Below are 20,269 nucleotides of genomic sequence, written 5' to 3'. Positions count from 1 at the left end.
CCGTTCAAATTATATAGCTTATTATTTATAAACTAACTCAAATTCTTCACATATTATTTCCATATTTTCCGAAAAGTCTTTGCCTATTTCTTTGAGCTCCCTTGTAAAAAATCTGCTATGACATTCCCTCCAATACTCTAGAGATTTATCACCTTCTCCTTCTAATATGGCAAACTCCTCCGTTATGTTCTTGAAGCTTTTAATTTCTACCTTTTTAGTCTTTACTATGCATTGAGGTTCTCCAAAGTAATCAGTGATAATGCTATATTCTCCAACCCTTGGAACAGGTTCCTTAGCAATTTGATACCAATAATGTAAGGACGATGTTCCTCTCTTTATTCCTGTTTTAACAAGGTCAGCGAGTTTTAAAGCAGATGTTTGATTATCACAAAAGTACCAAGCAGTAACAACCTTATCAGTTGAGTTTATTTCATCACCTATAGTTCTTAAGTATTTCTCCCACATTTCCTTAGCTTTTTGGTTTTTTATAGCCATTTGAATTCACCCTCTCTTATTTTAAAATAATTTCTACCTAAAGTATATAATACTCTAAATAAAGCAATAAAATAATTTTTTGTTTAATAACTTAATGTACCTTGGACATACTAACATTAGAAAATATGAATTATGAAAGGGTGAATTCTATGAACAACAAAAGTCATGTAGATAAAGATAAGTTAAATAAAGTTCCTTCTGGGTGTCCCTTCGAGTATAAAGATGTAGTGACTGAAGCTTTCCCTATTGAATCTCATACTGAAGATGGAAAAACATTTAAATCTGAAGTTGAAAGCGGAATTTATGAAGATATAAGAATAAAAAAAGATACTGGAAGCCATATCCTATATGAAAAATTATAATTGAAAGTTTTATAGAAATATAATTATTTTTACAAAAGAAGCATACTAACAATGTCATATGCTTCTTTTTACTTCTTTCTATGCTAAAAATTGTATTAAATCAAGTGTAAATTATTTTCTCCTTAAATTAAAGTAGTTATTTATCCTAACTATATTTAACTTTACAGACAAAGCAACTATTTATTATGAATTTTCTTTAGAGTAGATTTTATTATCAGTTTTACCATGTTTTAAAATTCAATACCAGCTTAATTTTTTATTATAAACCTAAAATATACCTAAGAACCCAGTTATTAAAACAACCACAGCAAATATAATTCTATATACTGCAAATATTTTCATAGGTTTTTTTTGTAGGTAAGAAATAAACTTCTCAATAACGATTAATGCTACTCCAAAGGATACAGCAAACCCAACTCCGAGAGAAATTAACTCTAAGTGTGTAAGGCTAAGTAATCCTCCAATCTTAAAAATTTTTAAGAAGCTCATTCCTACCATTACTGGTATCGCTAAAAAAAAGGAAAATTCAGCTGCTGCCACAGTAGAAAGTCCGGAAATCCAACCACCTATAATAGTTGAGGCTGAACGAGACATCCCAGGAATTATTGCTAAACATTGAAACAACCCTATAATTACAGCTTGTCTTGTTGTAATCTTTAAATCAGATCCAAGAGAGTTTCTAATATTTGCTGCGCTTTTATTCTTAAATGTATTTTCTGCATAAATCATCCACAGAGCGCCTAAGAACAAAGTTATAGCCACTGTAACAGGAGAAAACAAGTATTGCTCTGCCAAATCATCTAGCAAAATACCAAACACCCCTCCAGGAATGCAAGCTATGAATATGATAAACCAAAATCTAAAACCAGATTTTTCATAACTAACTTTTCCTGGAAAGAAGTTTATAAGAGTTTCCACTATTTTTCTCCAATACAATACTATAACTGCCAGTATTGCCCCAAGCTGTATTACATAGGTATACATCTCAACATATTTATCAGTTATCCCCTTAAAACCTATTAAGTTTTGGAATATAACTAAGTGTCCCGTGGAGGAAACTGGTAAAAATTCAGTTATTCCTTCAACAATCCCTAAAATTACAGACTTAATTACAAAAATTATATTTTCCAAAAAAACACCTTCCCTTTGTCTTATATTTTGTTTCATCTAATTTCTACATATAAAAATATATTCTTATATTTATGTTTCAATAACCATAATTGTCTATAAGTAATATTTGAATTAAAAATTATAAAATATATAATAAAGCCATTTTGTAGTCTAGAAAAGGTACCATATATTGAGTGTAAAATTTGATATTTTCATAATATCAATTATGAAATTTATATTAAGATATCCATAAATAACCTAACTACTCTTTACACTTATATTTCTAAGGGGGTATAATATAGAAATTTTTTCTATGATGAAGTATAATAAATTTCAAAGAAGTTAAACTATATATTTAAATATCTTAAAGGAGATTTAGTAATGAAATTAATATCATGGAATGTAAATGGTTTAAGAGCTTGTGTTCAAAAGGGCTTTTTAGACTATTTTAACAAAGTCGACGCAGATATATTTTGTATTCAAGAAAGCAAACTTCAAGAAGGCCAAATAAATTTGGAACTTGAGGGTTATCACCAATATTGGAACTATGCAGAAAAGAAAGGTTACTCAGGAACTGCTATATTTACTAAAGTTGAACCTCTAAGTGTAACCTATGGAATAAATATAGAGGATCATGATAAAGAAGGTAGAGTTATAACTTTAGAATTTAATGATTTTTATATGGTAACAGTTTATACTCCAAACTCTCAAGAAAAATTAGCTAGATTAGATTATAGGATGAGATGGGAAAATGACTTTGGACAATACTTAAAAAAATTAGATGAAATAAAACCAGTTATTATGTGCGGAGATCTAAATGTAGCCCATGAAGAAATCGACCTAAAAAACCCTAAAAGTAACAGAAAGAATGCAGGCTTTAGTGATGAGGAGAGAGAGAAATTTACTGAATTTCTAGCTAACGGCTTCATAGATACCTTTAGATTTTTTAACCCTAATAAAGAAGGAGCTTATAGCTGGTGGTCCTACAGATTTAATGCTAGAGCTAATAATGCAGGATGGCGTATAGATTATTTTTGTGTGTCAGAAAGACTTAAGGACAGATTAGCTAGTGCAGATATCCATTCAGAAGTATTAGGCTCTGACCACTGCCCTGTTGAGCTTGTACTTAATTAACTTTACAAAATCTACTGTGGCATAAATATACGTCTTAGAATAAAGCCATGGATAATGAACAGCCCCTGTCAAGTAGACAGGGGGCTGTTCATTATCCATGGCTATGTTAATATTAAAATTATCAACATTTTTGTTACAGTTCCTATTTCTTCTTCCTGGGCTACTCTACTTGAGTTAACAACCTCTTCATTATATCCTTAAGCTTTAATTCTCCCATTTCTTCATCAGCCATTGCTATAACTAACTTAATAGTATCATCTGCATCCCACTTATAAGCTTTAGATTGAAGTATGGCATTTTCCGGAATAAAGTCTTCTATATCAATGGTCATTTCTTCTGTAAGGCTTATGAATTCTTCAAACAATTCATCCTCCTCAACGTCCTCTAATTCATAATCCTCTTTTAATATTTCTTTTAAAGTTTCAATATCTACACTCAAGTTAAATGCTAAAATATCTTCTCTTTTAGTGCCTTTACTCATATCTTTAATAACTTTAAAATCTGTATTGTTTTCAATAGTTTCTTTCATTTCTTTACTATCAACAACGGTATTTCCTAATGCTATGTACATAAACTTCCTCCTAATATGTAACTTTATTATAGATTATAACACAAATTATAAAAATTTATTAATACTAACTACAATTTAGAATATTATGGAACCAGAAATAAATATAATACTATAAAAGTCACACTTTTTATTTTTTATCATTCATTCTTGTATATGAAATTAAAGTCAAATCCTAACTTGTATATTAAGCATAAAATGGTCCTATTAAGACTTTTTAAAGATAGATAAATTAAACATTAACTAATGACACCTATATAAGCATTTATTAACATGAAAGATTCTATACAAAAAAGCAATAAAAGCAGAGTATGTATACTCTGCTTTCTATATTACCTATTCTGTTGTGAATGGTAGTAATGCTATGTTTCTAGCTCTCTTAATAGCTACAGTAAGCATTCTTTGATGCTTAGCACAAGTTCCAGAAATTCTTCTTGGTAATATTTTACCCTTTTCTGTAACATATTTCTTTAATTTGAAAATGTCTTTGTAGTCTATTGCAGTAGCTTTATCGATACAGAATGAACAAACTTTTCTTTTTGGTCTTCTTCTGTTACCGCCTCTATTTCTATCAAAAGCCATAGTTTTCTCCTCCTTACCTATTTTTAGAATGGTATGTCTTCTCCATCATCCATTGGAGTTATATCAGAACTTCCTCCGAAATAATCATCTGGTATTGATGGTGATCCATAACCGTTAGAATTTGTATCATTTCCTGATGTTTTATTTCCACCCCATTCAAGGAAGTGTACTTCATCAGCAACTACTTCAGTAACATATCTTTTTGTACCGTCTTTAGCATCATAAGAACGAGTTTCTATTCTACCACTTACACTAAGCTGTTTACCCTTGCTCATGTAATTTGCAGTACTTTCAGCTTGTTTTCCCCATACTACTACAGGGATAAAGTCAGCTTCAGGTTGACCCTCTTTCTTAAATCTTCTATTAACAGCAAGTGTAAAAGTGGTTACAGCTGTTCCTGTACCTGGTGTAAATTTCAACTCAGGATCCTTGGTTAATCTTCCAATTAAAACAACTTTATTCATGTCTCCACCTACCTACTAGTTTTCTGGATTGATTATGATATGTCTTATAACACTGTCAGTAATTCTGAATACTCTATCTAACTCTTTAGGTAATTCAGCATTAGCTTTGAAGTTGATTAATGTGTAGAAACCTTCGTTAACTTTAGCAATTTCATAAGCTAACTTTCTTCTGCCCCATAGGTCAACGCTCTCGATTTCTCCGCCATTGTTCTCTATTACACCTTTAAATTTTTCGATGTTAGCTTTAACAGCCTCCTCGTCTAATGATGGGTGTAATATGAAAATAGTTTCATATGCTCTCATTAGTTTCACCTCCTCCCCTTGGACTAACGGCTGTGCATTACACAGCAGGGATTCCATTTATATACTCTACCACTTCTTCTCACAAAAATCAAGCACTTTTTTTATTTTTGTATAATTTATGATATTTTATAAATAAAAACAAATAATTCTATATCAGCATCTGTAGTTTTCGTAATATCAAGCTTTCAACTATACATTACCATCAAATCACACTCGATATTTAGTGCAGATTACCGTGCTGCATCTAATGGAAATACGTATGATAAAGACCTATGTATTGTTGCTCAAATTATAGATAATTAATAATAGCTTATTTTTATAATATAATCACATTTAAAATAAAATTTTTATATCTTTTAAACCTATGAATTATCACCTAATTGAAACTTTCCATCAATTAAATGTATTTTGCAATTTCCACCCTTACTCAGTCTACCAAATAGAATTTCATCAACTAAAATAGGCTTTAGTTCAGAATTTATTACTCTTATGATTTCTCTAGCACCAAATTCTTTTGAGGTTCCTTTTTCTGCTATATATTTAACCACTTCCTCATGAAATTCTATGGTTACATCTTTCTTCAATAATAGCTGTTTAAAGTTCTCTAATTCTTTTCTTGCTATATCCATTGCCATAGCTTCATTTATGTGATTAAATACAACTATTTTATCTAGTCTATTTCTAAATTCAGGAGAAAACACCTTCTTAACTTCTTCCAAAATAGCTTCCCCTTTAACTTCTCTATCTCCAAAACCTATAACACTTTTACCAATGTTTTTTGCTCCTGCATTAGAAGTCATTATTATAATGACATTTCTAAAGTCTGCCTTTCTTCCTTGGTTATCAGTAAGAGTTGCATAATCCATTACTTGTAAAAGTACATTTAGTATATCACTATGAGCTTTTTCAACCTCATCAAGGAGAAGTACACAGTTAGGCTTTTTCCTTATGGTATCCGTAAGAAGTCCGCCTTCTTCATACCCTACATATCCTGGTGGCGAACCTATTAACTTAGACGCAGCATGTTTTTCCATATACTCACTCATATCAAATCTTACTAAATCAATTCCAAGGTTTTTAGCTAGAGTTCTTGCTATTTCTGTTTTACCAACTCCAGTAGGGCCCACAAAGAGCATAGAAGCTACAGGCTTATTATCAACATTCAATCCAGCTCTAGACATTTTTATGCATCTTACCACCTGCTCAATTGCCTTATCTTGACCAAATATGCTTTTCTTAAGTTCATTTTCCATATTCTTAAGAGCTTCTATTTCATTTCCTTCCACTGTTTCTTGTGGAATATTACACATTTTAGCTATGGTTCTTTCAATTATATTTTCATCTATAAATGGAACTTCTTCCTTAGGCTCTATAGAAGCCAAAGCCCCTGCTTCATCAATAATGTCCAAAGCCTTATCTGGTAAAAATCTATCATTAATATACTTGTGACTCAGGTTTACTGCTGCGCTTATTGCTTCTTCTGTAAACTTAACTCTATGATAAGATTCATAATGTTCTTTAAGTCCTTTTAATATTTCAATGGTTTCCTCTACTGTAGGCTCCTTAACTTGTATTGTTTGAAATCTTCTTATCAGTGCCTTATCCTTTTCAAAGTACTTTTTATATTCTTCGAAAGTAGTAGCACCTATAAATTTAATCTTTCCTTCTAGTAAATAAGGTTTTAATAGATTTGAAGCATCCAAAGAACCATTACCAAGGGACCCCGCTCCAACTATATTATGTATCTCATCAATATACACTATTGGATTTTCGTGATTTTTAATTTCATTCAAAACTTTCTTTATTCGCTCTTCAAAATCACCTCTGTATTTTGTTCCTGCTAGCATGGAACCTATATCTAGTGAAAATATTTCTGCTCCCTGAAGCTTATTAGGCACTCGTTCCTCATTAATAAGCTTTGCTAAGCCTAAAATTATAGCGGTTTTACCAACTCCTGGCTCTCCAACATGAATAGGGTTGTTTTTGGTCTTCCTACAAAGGATTTGAACTGTACGTTCTATAACGTCTTCTCTTCCTATTAATGGCTCATCCTCCTTTTCTTTTGCAAGTTTTGTTAAATTTTGAGTATACTTTTCTAGGATAGATAAGCTTTTTAAATTTCTTCTATTTTTATGTTCATTACTTTCTTCATATTCTTCTGAATAAGTTTCCTCTTCCCACGTACTGTCATCAAAGCTTTCTTCTTCATTTAAATCTACCAGCTCTTCACTACTTCCATGGCATAGGTTAAATAATAAAGTACTTTTTTCAACACCTTGTTCCTTTAGATAATAAGCTGCATAGCTTTCCTCTAAATCATAAATTGCAGCCATGATATGTTCAATACTAATATATTCATGTCCACTTGCTAGAGCTTGGTTGGCAGCTCTTATTATCACCTGCTGCATTGCAAAACTTTGCTGAGTTTCCATTCCTTCAATTCTTGTTACATACTCATCAATATACCATTTAAGATTTTCTTTTAGTTCCTCTATATTGCAATCACAGCTCTTTAACACCTGTGCAAATTCTTCATAGTCTAAAGCTTTATATAAAACATGCTCTGGAGTTAAAAGTTCATCTCCCCTAGCTTTCGCCTCATCATAGGCATCTAAAATTATATCATTCACTAATTTTTTTAACTTCATATCTTACTCCTCTTCCACAGAAAGCTTAAAGGGAAATCCTTGTTCCTTTGCAATAGTCATAGCCGTAGATGCCTTAGACACTGCGATATCATGAGGAAAAATCCCAGCTATGCCACTTCCCTTTTTATGAACATCTATCATTATTTTACTGGCTTCTTCAATTTTTTTATTAAAAATGTTGACTAGTACATCTACAACAAATTCCATGGTAGTAAAGTCATCATTATGCATTATCACCTTATATAGTTTAGGTTTTTTTATTTTAATTTTATTTTTTTCTTTAATATCTATATTACTCTCCACAAAATTCCCTCCTAAAACCTATTTAGCATATTATATCAATTCTACCCTATTACTTACCAGTATGCTTTTATATTCTACAGTAAAAACTACTATTATGATTACACTGAATTTAACTATTATAAGCTTTTTACTACCATCCATAAAGGATTTTTTGTTTATTAGGTGAAATTTTATTCAAAGTTATGCGGTTATGCTTCACCACTTTTAAATTCTATAGGTAAATTTAAAGTAATCAGAATATCTATGAAAGGGGCAATTAATATGACAAAAGATGATTGCAATGAAAGAAAAAAGAAATTAGCAAAACCAGACCCAACTAGTGATGGTTATAGTCGAGCTATGCTAAATAAAGCTAATAACCATAGCCCATATGGCAAAGATGAACCATCAACACGCACAGAGTTCAAGTAAAAAATAGAGACTGACTAGTTGTCAGTCTCACTTTTATTACTTTTAATTTGATGCTTACAATAGTTTACCACAAATAAAATTTAGATAAACATAGGCTTTTAAAACTAAATTATCTTTTCTTTATTAGTACTTCCTGTATAAATTTCTTATAGTATTCATCTTTATTCGTATACTTTCTGTAGTTTTCATAAAAAAATGGTTGTACTTCTCCTCTTAGAACTGAAACATATAGTTCCTTATCCTCCTCTATCAAATAATCTGGCTTCATGCTTTGTTTTGTGGTAGCTTCTCCTTGTGAGTCCACAATCCAAGCATTTTGAACTATAAGGGCTAAATTTGAATTTGGAAGTATAATTTTAGGAATAAACTCAGAATAGTAATTTTCATCTACAACTATGTCATTATTAGCTATAAACATAACAGACTCATTGCTATTTAGTAATTTTAGAATTGATAAGTCTATAGAGTATGGAGAAAATATATTAGTAAAAATAATAACCTTTCCTTTATATTTACCTTTTCCTCCTACAGTCCCTTCATTTACTACAGATCTAAAATAATCTGAAGGTGGAAACTTCTCATCAATTATTTTATTTTTAATACTAAATTTGTCTTGAAAAACTGCTGCATACTGATTTTCTAGTTCTTTGATAACTCTATCATTATATTGATTTTTCTTCATAATGCTATATTTGCTAATATCAATTTCCTCAAAGGAAATATAGTCTATAATTTGTTTTAGGAAATCTCCAACAACAAAACCTCTTAAATCTAAAATCAAATACTCACTATTATCAATGGTTTTATAAATCTTCTCCCAATTTTCCTTATTACTTACTATGAATTCCCTATTAAAATTTAAAGCAACTACTTTTCCTCCCTCAAGGGTATTAAAACACTCCCTACCTTTGCTCTCATCATATACTGTGGCTTCTGAAGAAGTTTCTGTAAATAGCCAAGGTTTATCTTCTTCATAGGCTCCTACTTCTACTTCTTTTTCTTTTCCATCTTTATCAACAACAACAACTTTTACTTTAGAACTTTTGTCCTTTAAATATATTGAAACTCCATAATAGGCTTGCTTATTTCTTTTGCTATCCTTAATCCTAACTCCAACTCTATACAAATTATTACCAAAGTATTTCGCCATGTACTCTTCAACACTCATGCCTTCAATTTTTATGATTATATCTCCTGGATAAATATCTGGATTTTGCGTTCCGCTAATATAATAATCTCCTTCAAAATAATTTGCATAAATTTGTGGCATAATATATTCTTTATATCCATCCAAACCATTTATCATTTCTCTCCATTTCTTCTGTCCCTCATAGGATTTAGCTATGCAATCCATTTTGTCCGTAGCCTGTTTTTCATCAAATAAAATTATATCTCTTTCATTTAGTTGTGATGGATAAATTTGGGCCACTCCTTCTCTTAGTTTGCCTAAAAAATTAGAAATTGCTTCAAGAAACTCCTCATCTGTTTTTGTTTTGCTTATGCTATTAATAATTTTTCTCCTGCTTTCAATATTTCCTGTATCCTTTTCTAGTTTATAATAGGGATAGACTTCTTCCAATACATTGATAAGATACTCCGCATCTTTTTTCTTTTGTCCATAATTTAGCCCCTTATTATCTGAGTAGTTTAAGTCTGTAGTGAAAGAAATGCCCAGTAACAGCATAACTGCTAAAAATCCTAATAGAATATATAGCTTAAACTTTTTCTCCACTATACCCCTCCTAGTGAATTATATTATTATTCAGTTTATCACCTAATTTTGTAATAACTTTATATGTACTATTTAAGTTTTATATTACTAACCTTAACTTACTAAATACAGTTAGTAACTTTGGCCTTATAAATAATCTCGTAAAAATAATGTAAATATTGAACCTATAATTACTCTATTGGCGTATTATAGTAATTTATACACATTTTCTTTATAAATAGTTAAATATGTAATATAATGTAATTATATCATATTATGGGGGGCGCTAGTACATATGAATAATAATAAACTTAAACTAGGCATTTTAGGTGGTATGTTGGGGGTCATAGCACTTTTAGGAATTTTGTCCTTTGGAGATTTAAGATTTTCTCCTAAAGAAGGACTATCATATGAAGATAAAAAGAGAGATGCGAAGTATTTAGTAGAATTTTTAGAAGCTACCTATCCATACTTTGACGAAGTAAAAAAGGAAACAGGACAAGATATATTAGCTAATAAAAACAAAATTATTAATTCTATAAGTAAAACCTCTTCTGATGAGGCCTTTTATGCCAGTATATCGACTCTATTATCAAAGTTTTCTTATGGCCTTACTCAATTAACCTATGGATTAAGTAACTTCGGTGATAGTTTTACTTATACTGATAAAGACATTGACTATAAGGAATCAAATTCTAAAAGTTCTGCATTAACAACTGCAGAAAAGTGGAACTCTATTGCTGAAAACTATTGGAAAAAGCTTCTTTCTCCTACCAATATAAATTTTTTATACATAAACGGAGAATATTATGTAAGTTCAACTCAAAATCCTGAAGTTCATGTTGGCGATAAGTTAATTAAAGCTGAGGGGATGCCAATAGATAAGTATATAGAAAAAATGCCTTCTAATAAGCTTTTTAAGGTTTACGACCCAACTTATGAAAAATATGTTTCTCACTATAACTTAGCTTCTATGCAAGATGATGAACTAAGCATTCAAGTTACATTGTTAAACTCCTCTAACGAAGAAAAGGTGGTTGACATTGTTCCTTTTGATGAAAGTAAGCCTATTTTAGACGACGGCTTTAGTGCTATTAAAAACTCTAATAGTGAACCCATAGATGAAAAGGAATTAGAAAAAATTAAATTTGCTACTACCTTTGAAAATGGTAGTATTATCGCATTAAACTTTTCAGCATATACGGATATAAACAAAAACTATAGAAGCAGCTTGAAAAACAAAGAAGATCTACTCACCCTTATCAGTTCTAGTGACTCCTTAGTTTTGGATTTTCGTGGTGGCACTGATTCAGATGTTCTATTTGAAATTTTAGACTACATCTCTCCAAAGAATATAGAAAATTACAGTTATAAGGTTCTAAAAAAAGGAAAAGTAAATGATAAGTACATTGATTCCTTTAGAAACAAGTTAAACCCTTCAATCCAAGAGATTACTTCTCCTATTGACAGCTTAGAAAAAAACTATCCTTTATCTAAATATTATATTTTCAAAGAAAAAAATTTTGAAATTAACGGCAAAAACAAGTATACTGGGAAGGTTTTTGTGCTTTGCGATGAAGTATTATACTCAGTTAATGCTGCTGAAGTTCTAAGCACAATTGCTGAAAATAACTTAGGTACTGTTATCTCTAATACGAAGCTATACTCAAGAGACTTTAACTATGACTCTATAATATCCTTTAATCTTCCTAACTCTAACTTAACAATAAATACTAATAGTGGTAAAAGAATTGACATTGATGGTAATTTCATTGGTAATAAAGTGATTTCTCCCCAAGTTTTAATCACAAAAGATACAAATCGTATTTTAGATGATTTAAGAAGTGGAAAAGGAGTTAATGTAAACTCAGTAATGGAAGAAAGATATGGCAGTAATGATGAATATTTTAGTGAGGTTCTAAAACAATTAAAAAAATAAGACTCGCCTTCACGAGTCTTATTTTTATTTTAATTTTTACACTACATCATTTCAATGAAAGCTTCTATTCTTGTTTTAATTTGTCCTACATCAGATGGAGAATAATTTGTTTCTATATTTAAATAAGGTTTTCCCTTTTCTTTATTAACAAACTCTTTTACGCTAAAGCTTTCTACTGCATAAGTATGGCAAGCTTGTAAAGTTATATCAACTACTCCATCAACAGTATACTCATCAATTAACTGGTCTAGGAACTCTAATCTGCCAGTATTTGGTGACATAACTGAGCATGGTACACTTAAGTATTTTTCTGCAAGAGCATCTATTGGATCAATATCTTCTCTTACTAGCTTATATTTTTCTTTAATTCCTGTACAGTTTTCTAAACAAACAACAACTCCACCACATTCTTCAATAGTTTTAATTACCTTGTCTAAAACTCCACCACTTGGACATCCAGTAATTAATATTCTCTTTGCATCTTTATTTACTGGACTTTCTCCTCTTGCATATTTTTCTTTAAGGTCTTTAATCATTTCTGTAAATTGCTCAGCTTGAAGAGCTTTGTCCATGCTAAAGTTAGAACCATCTATAACCTTGTGTAAATCATAACCCCAAAGTGCAGGTGGATTTAACTTAGATAAAGAATAAAATTCTTTTAATAATTCTCTCTCATTATTTCTAATTCTTATTGCTTCTTTAATTTTTTCTTCTGTTATTTCCACACCAAAATCTTTTTCTAATCTTTCTTTAAGCTTTATAATTTCAGCTTTCCATAATTCTAAAGAAGTTTTATCTTGAGAATTTTGAGGAAGCTGCATAACATGCATATTCTTTTTTTGTCCTAAAAGTTCATACATTTTTTTCTTTCCATCGCAAGTAGTTTCTCCAACTAGCATATCTGAAAAATAAATATATGGACATTTATCTGTGATTGCAAAGCCATAAGAAGATTTAATTAATGGACATAGATTTTTAGGAAGATGTTGTTCTGCATCTTCAGTAGTTTCATCACTCATCCCGCATACAGATATTGGAATTGCTCCAGCTGCATAAATTACTTCCCAAGGTGTAAAAGTACAAAAGGTACCTACTATTTTCTTTCCTTCATCCTTAGCATTTTTCACTTTAATAAAACCATTTCTTCTTGCTTCTGCAAAGGTTTCAAAGTTTTTTGGCATATTCATTGTTAACCCACCCCATCTAATATAATTTAACATTTCATACACGCACATTGTTAATGTAATGTGCCAATAAAAATTTAAAGAAAGTTTATCGCTATACTATAAACTAAAAATAAAATTAACCTATTTAACTTAATACAAATCTAAAACTTTTATTTTATATTCCTTGCAATTAAAGCTGCACCTATAGCACCAGCATACCTTCCTAACGGTGAGGAGATAACCTCAGCATTAAGTTTTTCACTTAAAAACTCTAGGATAACTTCATTTTCACATAATCCACCAGTTAAAAAGTATTTCTTATCTTTACTGTGCCTTTGACATAAGGAAACCACTTTACTGCATACAGAATTTAATACAGCATAAGCAATATTTTCTCTTGGTACACCTTGTCCTATCAGGCTTATAACTTCCGATTCAGCAAATACTGTGCACATAGAGCTAATGGTTGCTTCTCCACCGTTTTTGGCCAAACTTGATAGATCCTCTATAGTTACTCCCATTCTATTAGCCATAACTTCAATAAATTTTCCAGTACCCGCAGAACACTTATCATTCATGATAAAATCCTTAACCATACCTTCTTCTATTGATATTACCTTTGTATCTTGTCCACCAACATCTATAACTGTTCCTCCAGTTTTAAAGATATAGGCAGCACCTTTGCCATGGCAAGTAATTTCCGTAACAGATTTATTAGCATAAGGTACTGAAACCCTTCCATAACCCGTGGCTACAATCTTGCTGTTACTTTCATGAATTCCAAGCTTTTTTAAGCTTTCTAAAATTCTCTTAGCGGTTTCCAAACTACTCCACCCTGTAGGACAAAGCATTTTTTCTATTAATTCCTCATTTTTAAAAACTGCTACCTTGCAGCTAGTTGATCCAATATCAATTCCCACAGAATACATTAGTTATCCTCCCAGTTAAGTAGTATAAGTTTGCTAGATTTTCATTGTAATGTAATTATGATTATGTATTCATTCAGCTGATGAAAAAATATATTCCTTTACTATTGTTTCAAATAAATGAGTTTTTTTCCATAAGTATCAGAAACTTATATAAATACTTGTAATACTATTCAAAATAACAATAATATTTTTATTTAAAGTATTCATATTCTCTGGTTAAAGCGAGTACGTCCTTAACAATTTTAAGTTTTCCATCTTCCTAAAAATACCCGATGCCTACACTAACATTTACCATGGCTATTCAATTTTATTGCAATTACAATAGTACATTTCTAACCAAGGTTATTACCTTTAATGAAAAACTTCATAGAATTTTGTTGAAGTATATATTGTTTTTAACTTTCTGAATTAACTATCATCATTGATTCCCTTGCAAAAGTAATATAAATGATGTTAGAATAATAACAATTGAATATTATTGTTTATGGTACATTTTTGTTTAATAGGGAAAGTGGTAAATTCCACTGCAGCCCCCGCTACTGTAACGATGACAAATCTTAAACCACTGAATTATTTTTGGGAAGGTAAGAGGAGGATGATTCGCAAGCCAGGAGACCTGCCATAAATACGCTAATTCTTCGGTGGGAAGACAAATTGCAAACATATATATTAGTTTTGAATATATTTGCGTTTTTGACTCACTTTTATAGTGAGTCTTTTTTATTTTAATTTAAATTTTAGGAGTTATATAAATGATTCATTTAATTGGAATTGGAAAGGATGTAGACTTAACCATTAGAGGCGCTCTTTCCATAAACTCAGATTTATTAAATACTAAGCTACTGCTACTAAGTAAGTTTTGTAAGGAAGTTGTTATTATAAGTACTTGCAATAGAACCGAAATATATTTAAATTCTCAACTTAATAAAGAGGATTTGATAAACCAGTTATTTTCTACCCTTCAGTGGCACAATGAATATAAACCTTATACATTTTATTGTAGTGAAGCTGAGGCTGCACTGCACCTTTTGGAGGTAGGTTGTGGGTTTCATTCTAAAATCCTTGGTGAAGATCAAATTTTAGGTCAGATTAAGACAGCCTTTGAGAATAGCTGTTCCTTAAATTTGGTTAGCGGTGAGCTTATGAAGCTTTTTCAACTGGCAATTTCCTGCGGAAAGGAATTTAAAACTACAACTAAGCTATATGAAATGCCAGTATCTTACTCTTCAATTGCAGTAAAAAAAGCCCTAGGTTTGAATAAAAAGAGTTTTTTAATTTTAGGTCTTGGTAACATGGCTTTGCTAGCATTAAACTACTTAATTCCCAAAATAGACTGTATAGATAATATTTTCATAGCAGTAAGAAATTTACCTAAAGCTTTAGAAAGTGACTTTATAAAAAATAACAGTAAGCATATTACAGATGAAAAAATTAAGTTAATCTCAATAGAATCTATAAAAAATTGTTATAAGGAAGTTGACTCAATTATATGCTGTACTTCATCTCCAACTCCACTAGTTTTAGCAAAGGATTTGCCTAGAAAGGATTTTCTTATATTTGATTTGTCTCTACCTATAAATGTAGAATCTCGGGTAAAAGATTTACAAGGCATATCTTTATATAACGTGGATGTATTACACACTATAGATTTGGGAAATAAGGCATTACGAAAAAAAGTCATGGAGAATAATAGAACTATTATTCATAATTATTTAGATAAGTTCTGTGAATATAAGCAATTAAGGGAACTAAATACTAAGATAATTGATTTTAAATTAAAAGGAAACCAAATTACTGAAAAAAGATTTAAGGTTTATCAAAATAAAAAGCATACAAAGGATAATAATACTTTAGTAAAAACTTTACTACAAAGTACAAGTAATTGCTATGTAAACAAGGCAATAGAAGTTCTAAAGGAAGAAACCTGTAATGGAAATGGTGAATTAGCACTATCAATTATTGAAAAGATTTTTGGAAGGTGTACTTAATTCTTTTTTATAAAAAACTATTTAAGGAGATTTAATATGGATAACTATTCAATTTTTCAAGAAAGCAAAAAATATATCCCTGGAGGAGTTAATAGCCCTGTAAGAGCCTATAAAGATATGGGAATCACACCTCCAGTAATATCAAAAGGATCTGGAGCCTTCATTTATGATGAGGAAGGTACTGAATACATAGATTTTGTTGGTGCTTGGGGCCCAATGATATTAGGTCACTGTGACGTAGATGTGGTTAACGCCATTTCACAAACTGCTTCCCATGCTATCGCTTTTGGAGCTCCTACTAAACTTGAACTAGATTTAGCAAAGCTTGTCTGTGAAACTACTGATATTGATCTTATCAGAATGGTTAACTCAGGAACAGAAGCTACTATGAGTGCTGTAAAATTAGCTAGGGGGTATACAGGCAAAAATAAAATTGTAAAATTTGCGGGTTGCTATCACGGCCATTACGAAGGTTTTCTTGTTAGTGCTGGCTCTGGGGTAATGACAGAAGGAATCCCTGGAAGTGCAGGAATACCACAAGATCATATAAAAAATACCGTAATTGCTAAATACAACGATATAGAAAACATAGAAGAAATCTTTAAGTTACACGGTAAAGATATTGCCTGCGTAATTATTGAGCCAGTGGCTGGAAACATGGGAGTTATAAAAGCAACAGAATCGTTTATGGAGAAACTAAGTTCTCTATGCAAAGAATATAATTCTCTTTTGATTTTTGATGAAGTTATGTGTGGGTTTAGAGTTGCTTACAAAGGCGCACAAAGCTTATTTAAATGTAAGCCTGATCTTGTAACCTATGGAAAAATTATTGGCGGAGGTCTTCCTTGTGGCGCTTATGGTGGAAGAAGAGAGATAATGGAGATGCTTTCACCTCTTGGCCCTGTCTATCAAGCAGGAACTATGTCAGGAAATCCACTTGTTATGGCTGCTGGAATAGCAACATTAAAAAAACTTCAAAGCAATCCTGACAACTATGAAAAATTAAATCATTTAGGAGAAGTTTTAGAAAATGGAGTTCTTACTATAGCTGAAAAAGCTAATATACCTGTTAAAGTTAATAGAATAGGTGCTATGCTCACTATCTTCTTTACAGATTTAGAGGAACTGAATAATTATGAAGATGTTCAAAAATGCAATACAGATATGTTTAAAAAATATTTTAAACATATGTTAGAATCCGGAATAAACCTTCCGCCTTCTCAATTCGAAGCTTTATTCCTATCTTTAGCTCATACTGAAGAGCATATTCATAAATTTTTAAGAGCTTTTCAAGATTTTTGCTCTAAATTCTCACTATAAAACTTAAATATTTAAAGTTGTAACTAAAAAGCTATAGGAATCCTAGCAATACAAAGTATTATTGCTTAGTTCCTATAGCTTCTATTTATATTTCAAATTTAATCAAAATAGTAAATTTACTCTACTGGCTACTAGAAGACTTAAGTGCTTTCCTAAAAAAGTATTGATTGTATCCATTAATGCACTTTTCTAAAGTTCCAAATAATTCATAGTTCATTTTTTTATAAAATTCTGGACCTTGAAATTCAAAAGTATTAAGCCAAATAACTACACATCCACTTCTTTCTGCAACCTCTTCTATATGATTTATTAGCATTCTTCCTAAACCTTTTCCTCTTTTATCTTCATCAACCCATAAAAAGTCTATAGTCATACACTCATTATCCTTCGATGCCATAATTCCACCAATAACTTTCCCTTCATGGTCTTTTAAGCAAAATTTAAATTCCTCAAAATGCGTGATAAACTTTATATTATGCTCTATCAACTTTTCATGTATATAATTTGCTTCATCTTCACTACAGTCTAAAACTAAATCTAATCTATCCCTATCCAATGATTTTTCCCCCTAAACTATACATATTTGATTAATGAAGTTAAGTTTAGTTATTGCTTTCTTTATTTTCATCATTATAAGCAATCCAAATTTCAATGACTTCATCTAATTTATTTTTTAATTCATTCTTTTTAATAAACAATTTATTTAACTCAGTATAATCTTGTGCTGCTAAATTCATTTTCTCATCTACTTCTTTAATTTCTGTCTCTAAATCCGCTATTGTGTTCTCTAATTTGCATATTTCTTTTTCTCGTTTTTTAGTTTCATCTACTACTCTTACCTTTTGAGGCTTTTCCTTAACTATTTTTTGCTGCTCAGTTGCCTGAACTCTTAATTTACTCTTTTCATTTTTATAATATTCATAGTTTCCAATGTAGGTTTTTAACTGTTTATTATCTATTTCAATTATTCTGTTAGCCATTTTATTTATAAAATACCTATCATGGGAGATAAATAATATAGTGCCTTTAAAATCTTCTAATGCTGCTTCCAAAGCTTCTATAGATTCAATATCAAGGTGATTTGTAGGCTCATCTAGAATCAGTAAGTTTATGTCTTCATACAAAAGTTTACTTAACTTTAGTCTAACTTTTTCACCTCCAGATATATGCTTCACCTTTTTGAACACACTGGAACCATAGAACATAAACTTTGATAAATATTCCCTAGCCTTCCCCTCAAGGATCATAACATCTTCTCTGAAGCATTCTAGAACTGTTAATTCCTCATTGTTAAACTGAATATTTTGTGGTAAGTATGCTAATTTTACACTTTCTCCAATTTTTACTGAGCCCTCATCGCTAATCTCCTCACCAAGAACTATCTTTAAAAATGTAGTTTTTCCACTGCCATTTGCCCCAATAAGTGCAGTTCTTTCTCCATAGCTAACTAGCAAGTCTAAATCACTGAAAAGTTGTTTATCTTTGTATCCTTTTGCCACGGCCTTAGCTACAATAACCTCATTTCCTGACCTACCTGTTTCTTTAAAATTCAGTTTCATTGTGTCATTTTCAAGTCTAGGCTTTTGAATTTTTTGCATTTTATCTAATCTAATTTGCATACTCGCAGCCCTTTTGAAGAATTTATTATTATCAGCTCTTATAGCCCAATCTCTTAATTCTTTTATGGCCTTTTCCATTGCTTTAATTTGTTTTTGCTGTTCTTTAAATTGTTGAAATTGTAAAAGCATATTTTCTTCCTTTTGTTTTACAAACTCAGAATAATTTCCTCTATAAGTTTCACACTCCATATCTTCTATCTCAATAATCTTTGTCACTACATTATCCAAAAAGTATCTATCATGAGAAACTATAATAACAATACCCTTATAGGTTTTCAAAAAACTCTCCAACCATTCTATAGATTCCATATCTAAGTGGTTTGTTGGCTCATCTAAAAGCAATATGTCTGGATTTTCAAGAAGTATCTTGCCTAGCATTACAATGGTCTTTTCTCCACCACTTAGTAAAGTAAAATTTTTCTCTAAAAAATCTTCATTAAAATTTAGTCCACCACATATTTTACTTAATTTCTCTATCCTATCATAGCCTCCCTGAACTTCATATTGGTGCTGCATTTCACCATACCTTTTTAGTGCTTTCTCAAGGAACTCACCTTCTAAACTTTTCATTTCTTGTTCCAACAGTTTCATTTGTGCTTCAAAAACGTCAAGCTCCTTAAAGGCCAAATTTAAAACTTCACTTACCTTAACATCTTCAGGAAATATAGGAACCTGCTGAAGATAACCAATAGTCTTTCCTCTAGGTATGGAAATCCACCCTTTATCATCCCTTGTCATGGTTTCAACCCCAGCAATTAATTTAAGAATTGTGGTTTTTCCACTTCCATTTACACCTACTATTCCCACTCTTTCATTATCGTAAATATTAAAAGATATATTTTTAAGAACTAGGTTAGCATCTAAATATTTCATTACATTATTAAGTGATAATTCTATCATACAAAATCCCCCATTTTTTTACTATTAAACTGCAAAAATAAAAACTGCAAGAAGATAACACCTCTTACAGTCCAAAATATTCTACCAATTTATAATATGCAAAATAAAATAGCGCTAATACACTCCGCTGAGGTTAAAGTGTATAATTATTGCAGTTTTATAGTCCAATTAATTTAAATATTTTAGAAATATAAGTTATCTTTCAAATTGCTAAATCTATAAAAGAGCACAAGAAACAAACCTTCTTATTTCTCAAAAATAAGGCCCTTTAATAAATAATTATTAATCCTGAATCAAAATTAATATAATTAGCAATT

General features: G+C 30.6%; 19 protein-coding genes and 1 riboswitch. Of the genes, 6 read left to right on the top strand and 13 right to left on the bottom strand.

Annotated features, from left to right (window positions below):
- Positions 1–21: 21 nt before the first annotated feature.
- Positions 22–495, bottom strand: coding sequence for an ASCH domain-containing protein (locus J2Z44_RS03585; RefSeq protein WP_021283406.1), 474 nt, complete (start codon positions 493–495; stop codon positions 22–24).
- A 149-nt stretch (positions 496–644) separates the two neighbouring features.
- Between J2Z44_RS03585 and J2Z44_RS03580 the strand changes: the two genes are divergently transcribed.
- The gene (locus J2Z44_RS03580) at positions 645–857 is read left to right on the top strand and encodes a hypothetical protein (RefSeq protein WP_021283405.1); all 213 of its coding nucleotides are present in this window, start codon (positions 645–647) and stop codon (positions 855–857) included.
- Between the two features lie 267 nt (positions 858–1,124).
- Here the strand turns inward: J2Z44_RS03580 and J2Z44_RS03575 are convergent, their stop codons facing one another.
- On the bottom strand, positions 1,125–1,988 hold the full coding sequence (locus J2Z44_RS03575) for an undecaprenyl-diphosphate phosphatase (RefSeq protein ID WP_031271429.1): 864 nt from the start codon (positions 1,986–1,988) through the stop codon (positions 1,125–1,127).
- A gap of 360 nt (positions 1,989–2,348) precedes the next feature.
- Between J2Z44_RS03575 and J2Z44_RS03570 the strand changes: the two genes are divergently transcribed.
- Complete coding sequence (locus J2Z44_RS03570) at positions 2,349–3,101, top strand: exodeoxyribonuclease III (protein ID WP_021283403.1); 753 nt, start codon at positions 2,349–2,351, stop codon at positions 3,099–3,101.
- A 160-nt stretch (positions 3,102–3,261) separates the two neighbouring features.
- On the opposite strand, the gene J2Z44_RS03565 is transcribed toward J2Z44_RS03570, so the two are convergent.
- The 6 genes from J2Z44_RS03565 to J2Z44_RS03540 all read right to left on the bottom strand — a co-directional run bounded on the left by J2Z44_RS03565 (position 3,262) and on the right by J2Z44_RS03540 (position 7,969).
- A complete protein-coding gene (locus tag J2Z44_RS03565) occupies positions 3,262–3,672 on the bottom strand; it encodes a hypothetical protein (protein ID WP_021283402.1) in 411 nt (136 codons plus the stop codon).
- Between the two features lie 333 nt (positions 3,673–4,005).
- Positions 4,006–4,251, bottom strand: a complete 246-nt coding sequence (gene rpsR / locus J2Z44_RS03560) for a 30S ribosomal protein S18 (protein WP_017416956.1) — start codon at positions 4,249–4,251, stop codon at positions 4,006–4,008.
- A gap of 23 nt (positions 4,252–4,274) precedes the next feature.
- Positions 4,275–4,715, bottom strand: a complete 441-nt coding sequence (locus J2Z44_RS03555) for a single-stranded DNA-binding protein (RefSeq protein ID WP_021283401.1) — start codon at positions 4,713–4,715, stop codon at positions 4,275–4,277.
- A gap of 15 nt (positions 4,716–4,730) precedes the next feature.
- Entirely contained in the window at positions 4,731–5,018 is a 288-nt protein-coding gene (gene rpsF, locus J2Z44_RS03550) for a 30S ribosomal protein S6 (protein ID WP_017416954.1), read from the bottom strand.
- A 362-nt stretch (positions 5,019–5,380) separates the two neighbouring features.
- Entirely contained in the window at positions 5,381–7,666 is a 2,286-nt protein-coding gene (clpA, locus tag J2Z44_RS03545; RefSeq protein WP_021283400.1) for an ATP-dependent Clp protease ATP-binding subunit ClpA, read from the bottom strand.
- A 3-nt stretch (positions 7,667–7,669) separates the two neighbouring features.
- Positions 7,670–7,969, bottom strand: coding sequence for an ATP-dependent Clp protease adaptor ClpS (locus tag J2Z44_RS03540; RefSeq protein WP_209649348.1), 300 nt, complete (start codon positions 7,967–7,969; stop codon positions 7,670–7,672).
- A 261-nt stretch (positions 7,970–8,230) separates the two neighbouring features.
- On the opposite strand from J2Z44_RS03540, the gene J2Z44_RS03535 reads away from it, so the two are divergent.
- A complete protein-coding gene (locus tag J2Z44_RS03535; RefSeq protein WP_021283398.1) occupies positions 8,231–8,380 on the top strand; it encodes a hypothetical protein in 150 nt (49 codons plus the stop codon).
- A 109-nt stretch (positions 8,381–8,489) separates the two neighbouring features.
- Here J2Z44_RS03535 and J2Z44_RS03530 read toward each other — a convergent pair whose 3' ends face one another.
- Positions 8,490–10,112, bottom strand: coding sequence for a hypothetical protein (locus tag J2Z44_RS03530; protein WP_209649347.1), 1,623 nt, complete (start codon positions 10,110–10,112; stop codon positions 8,490–8,492).
- A gap of 274 nt (positions 10,113–10,386) precedes the next feature.
- Here J2Z44_RS03530 and J2Z44_RS03525 point away from each other — a divergent pair, with 274 nt between their 5' ends.
- Positions 10,387–12,030: a hypothetical protein gene (locus J2Z44_RS03525; RefSeq protein ID WP_021283395.1), complete on the top strand. Its 1,644-nt coding sequence runs from the start codon at positions 10,387–10,389 to the stop codon at positions 12,028–12,030.
- A 41-nt stretch (positions 12,031–12,071) separates the two neighbouring features.
- Here the strand turns inward: J2Z44_RS03525 and J2Z44_RS03520 are convergent, their stop codons facing one another.
- Both J2Z44_RS03520 and J2Z44_RS03515 read right to left on the bottom strand, forming a co-directional pair.
- Entirely contained in the window at positions 12,072–13,217 is a 1,146-nt protein-coding gene (locus J2Z44_RS03520) for a double-cubane-cluster-containing anaerobic reductase (protein WP_209649346.1), read from the bottom strand.
- A 149-nt stretch (positions 13,218–13,366) separates the two neighbouring features.
- Positions 13,367–14,125 carry an acyl-CoA dehydratase activase gene (locus J2Z44_RS03515; protein WP_209649345.1) on the bottom strand — a complete coding sequence of 253 codons (759 nt, stop codon included), beginning with the start codon at positions 14,123–14,125 and terminating at the stop codon, positions 13,367–13,369.
- 468 nt (positions 14,126–14,593) lie between these two features.
- A riboswitch (cobalamin riboswitch) is annotated at positions 14,594–14,763 on the top strand.
- A 114-nt stretch (positions 14,764–14,877) separates the two neighbouring features.
- Between J2Z44_RS03515 and hemA the strand changes: the two genes are divergently transcribed.
- Complete coding sequence (gene hemA, locus J2Z44_RS03510) at positions 14,878–16,113, top strand: glutamyl-tRNA reductase (protein WP_021283390.1); 1,236 nt, start codon at positions 14,878–14,880, stop codon at positions 16,111–16,113.
- A gap of 36 nt (positions 16,114–16,149) precedes the next feature.
- Positions 16,150–17,433, top strand: a complete 1,284-nt coding sequence (gene hemL / locus J2Z44_RS03505; protein ID WP_021283389.1) for a glutamate-1-semialdehyde 2,1-aminomutase — start codon at positions 16,150–16,152, stop codon at positions 17,431–17,433.
- A 121-nt stretch (positions 17,434–17,554) separates the two neighbouring features.
- Here the strand turns inward: hemL and J2Z44_RS03500 are convergent, their stop codons facing one another.
- Both J2Z44_RS03500 and abc-f read right to left on the bottom strand, forming a co-directional pair.
- Positions 17,555–17,989, bottom strand: coding sequence for a GNAT family N-acetyltransferase (locus tag J2Z44_RS03500; RefSeq protein WP_021283388.1), 435 nt, complete (start codon positions 17,987–17,989; stop codon positions 17,555–17,557).
- Between the two features lie 46 nt (positions 17,990–18,035).
- Complete coding sequence (gene abc-f, locus J2Z44_RS03495; RefSeq protein ID WP_209649344.1) at positions 18,036–19,952, bottom strand: ribosomal protection-like ABC-F family protein; 1,917 nt, start codon at positions 19,950–19,952, stop codon at positions 18,036–18,038.
- Positions 19,953–20,269 lie beyond the last annotated feature (317 nt).

The organism is Clostridium punense (assembly GCF_017874425.1).
In the GTDB taxonomy this organism is placed as follows: domain Bacteria; phylum Bacillota; class Clostridia; order Clostridiales; family Clostridiaceae; genus Clostridium_J; species Clostridium_J punense.
The sequence above is the reverse complement of the archived record's forward strand: the minus strand, read 5'-3'. Positions and strand labels throughout refer to the sequence as shown.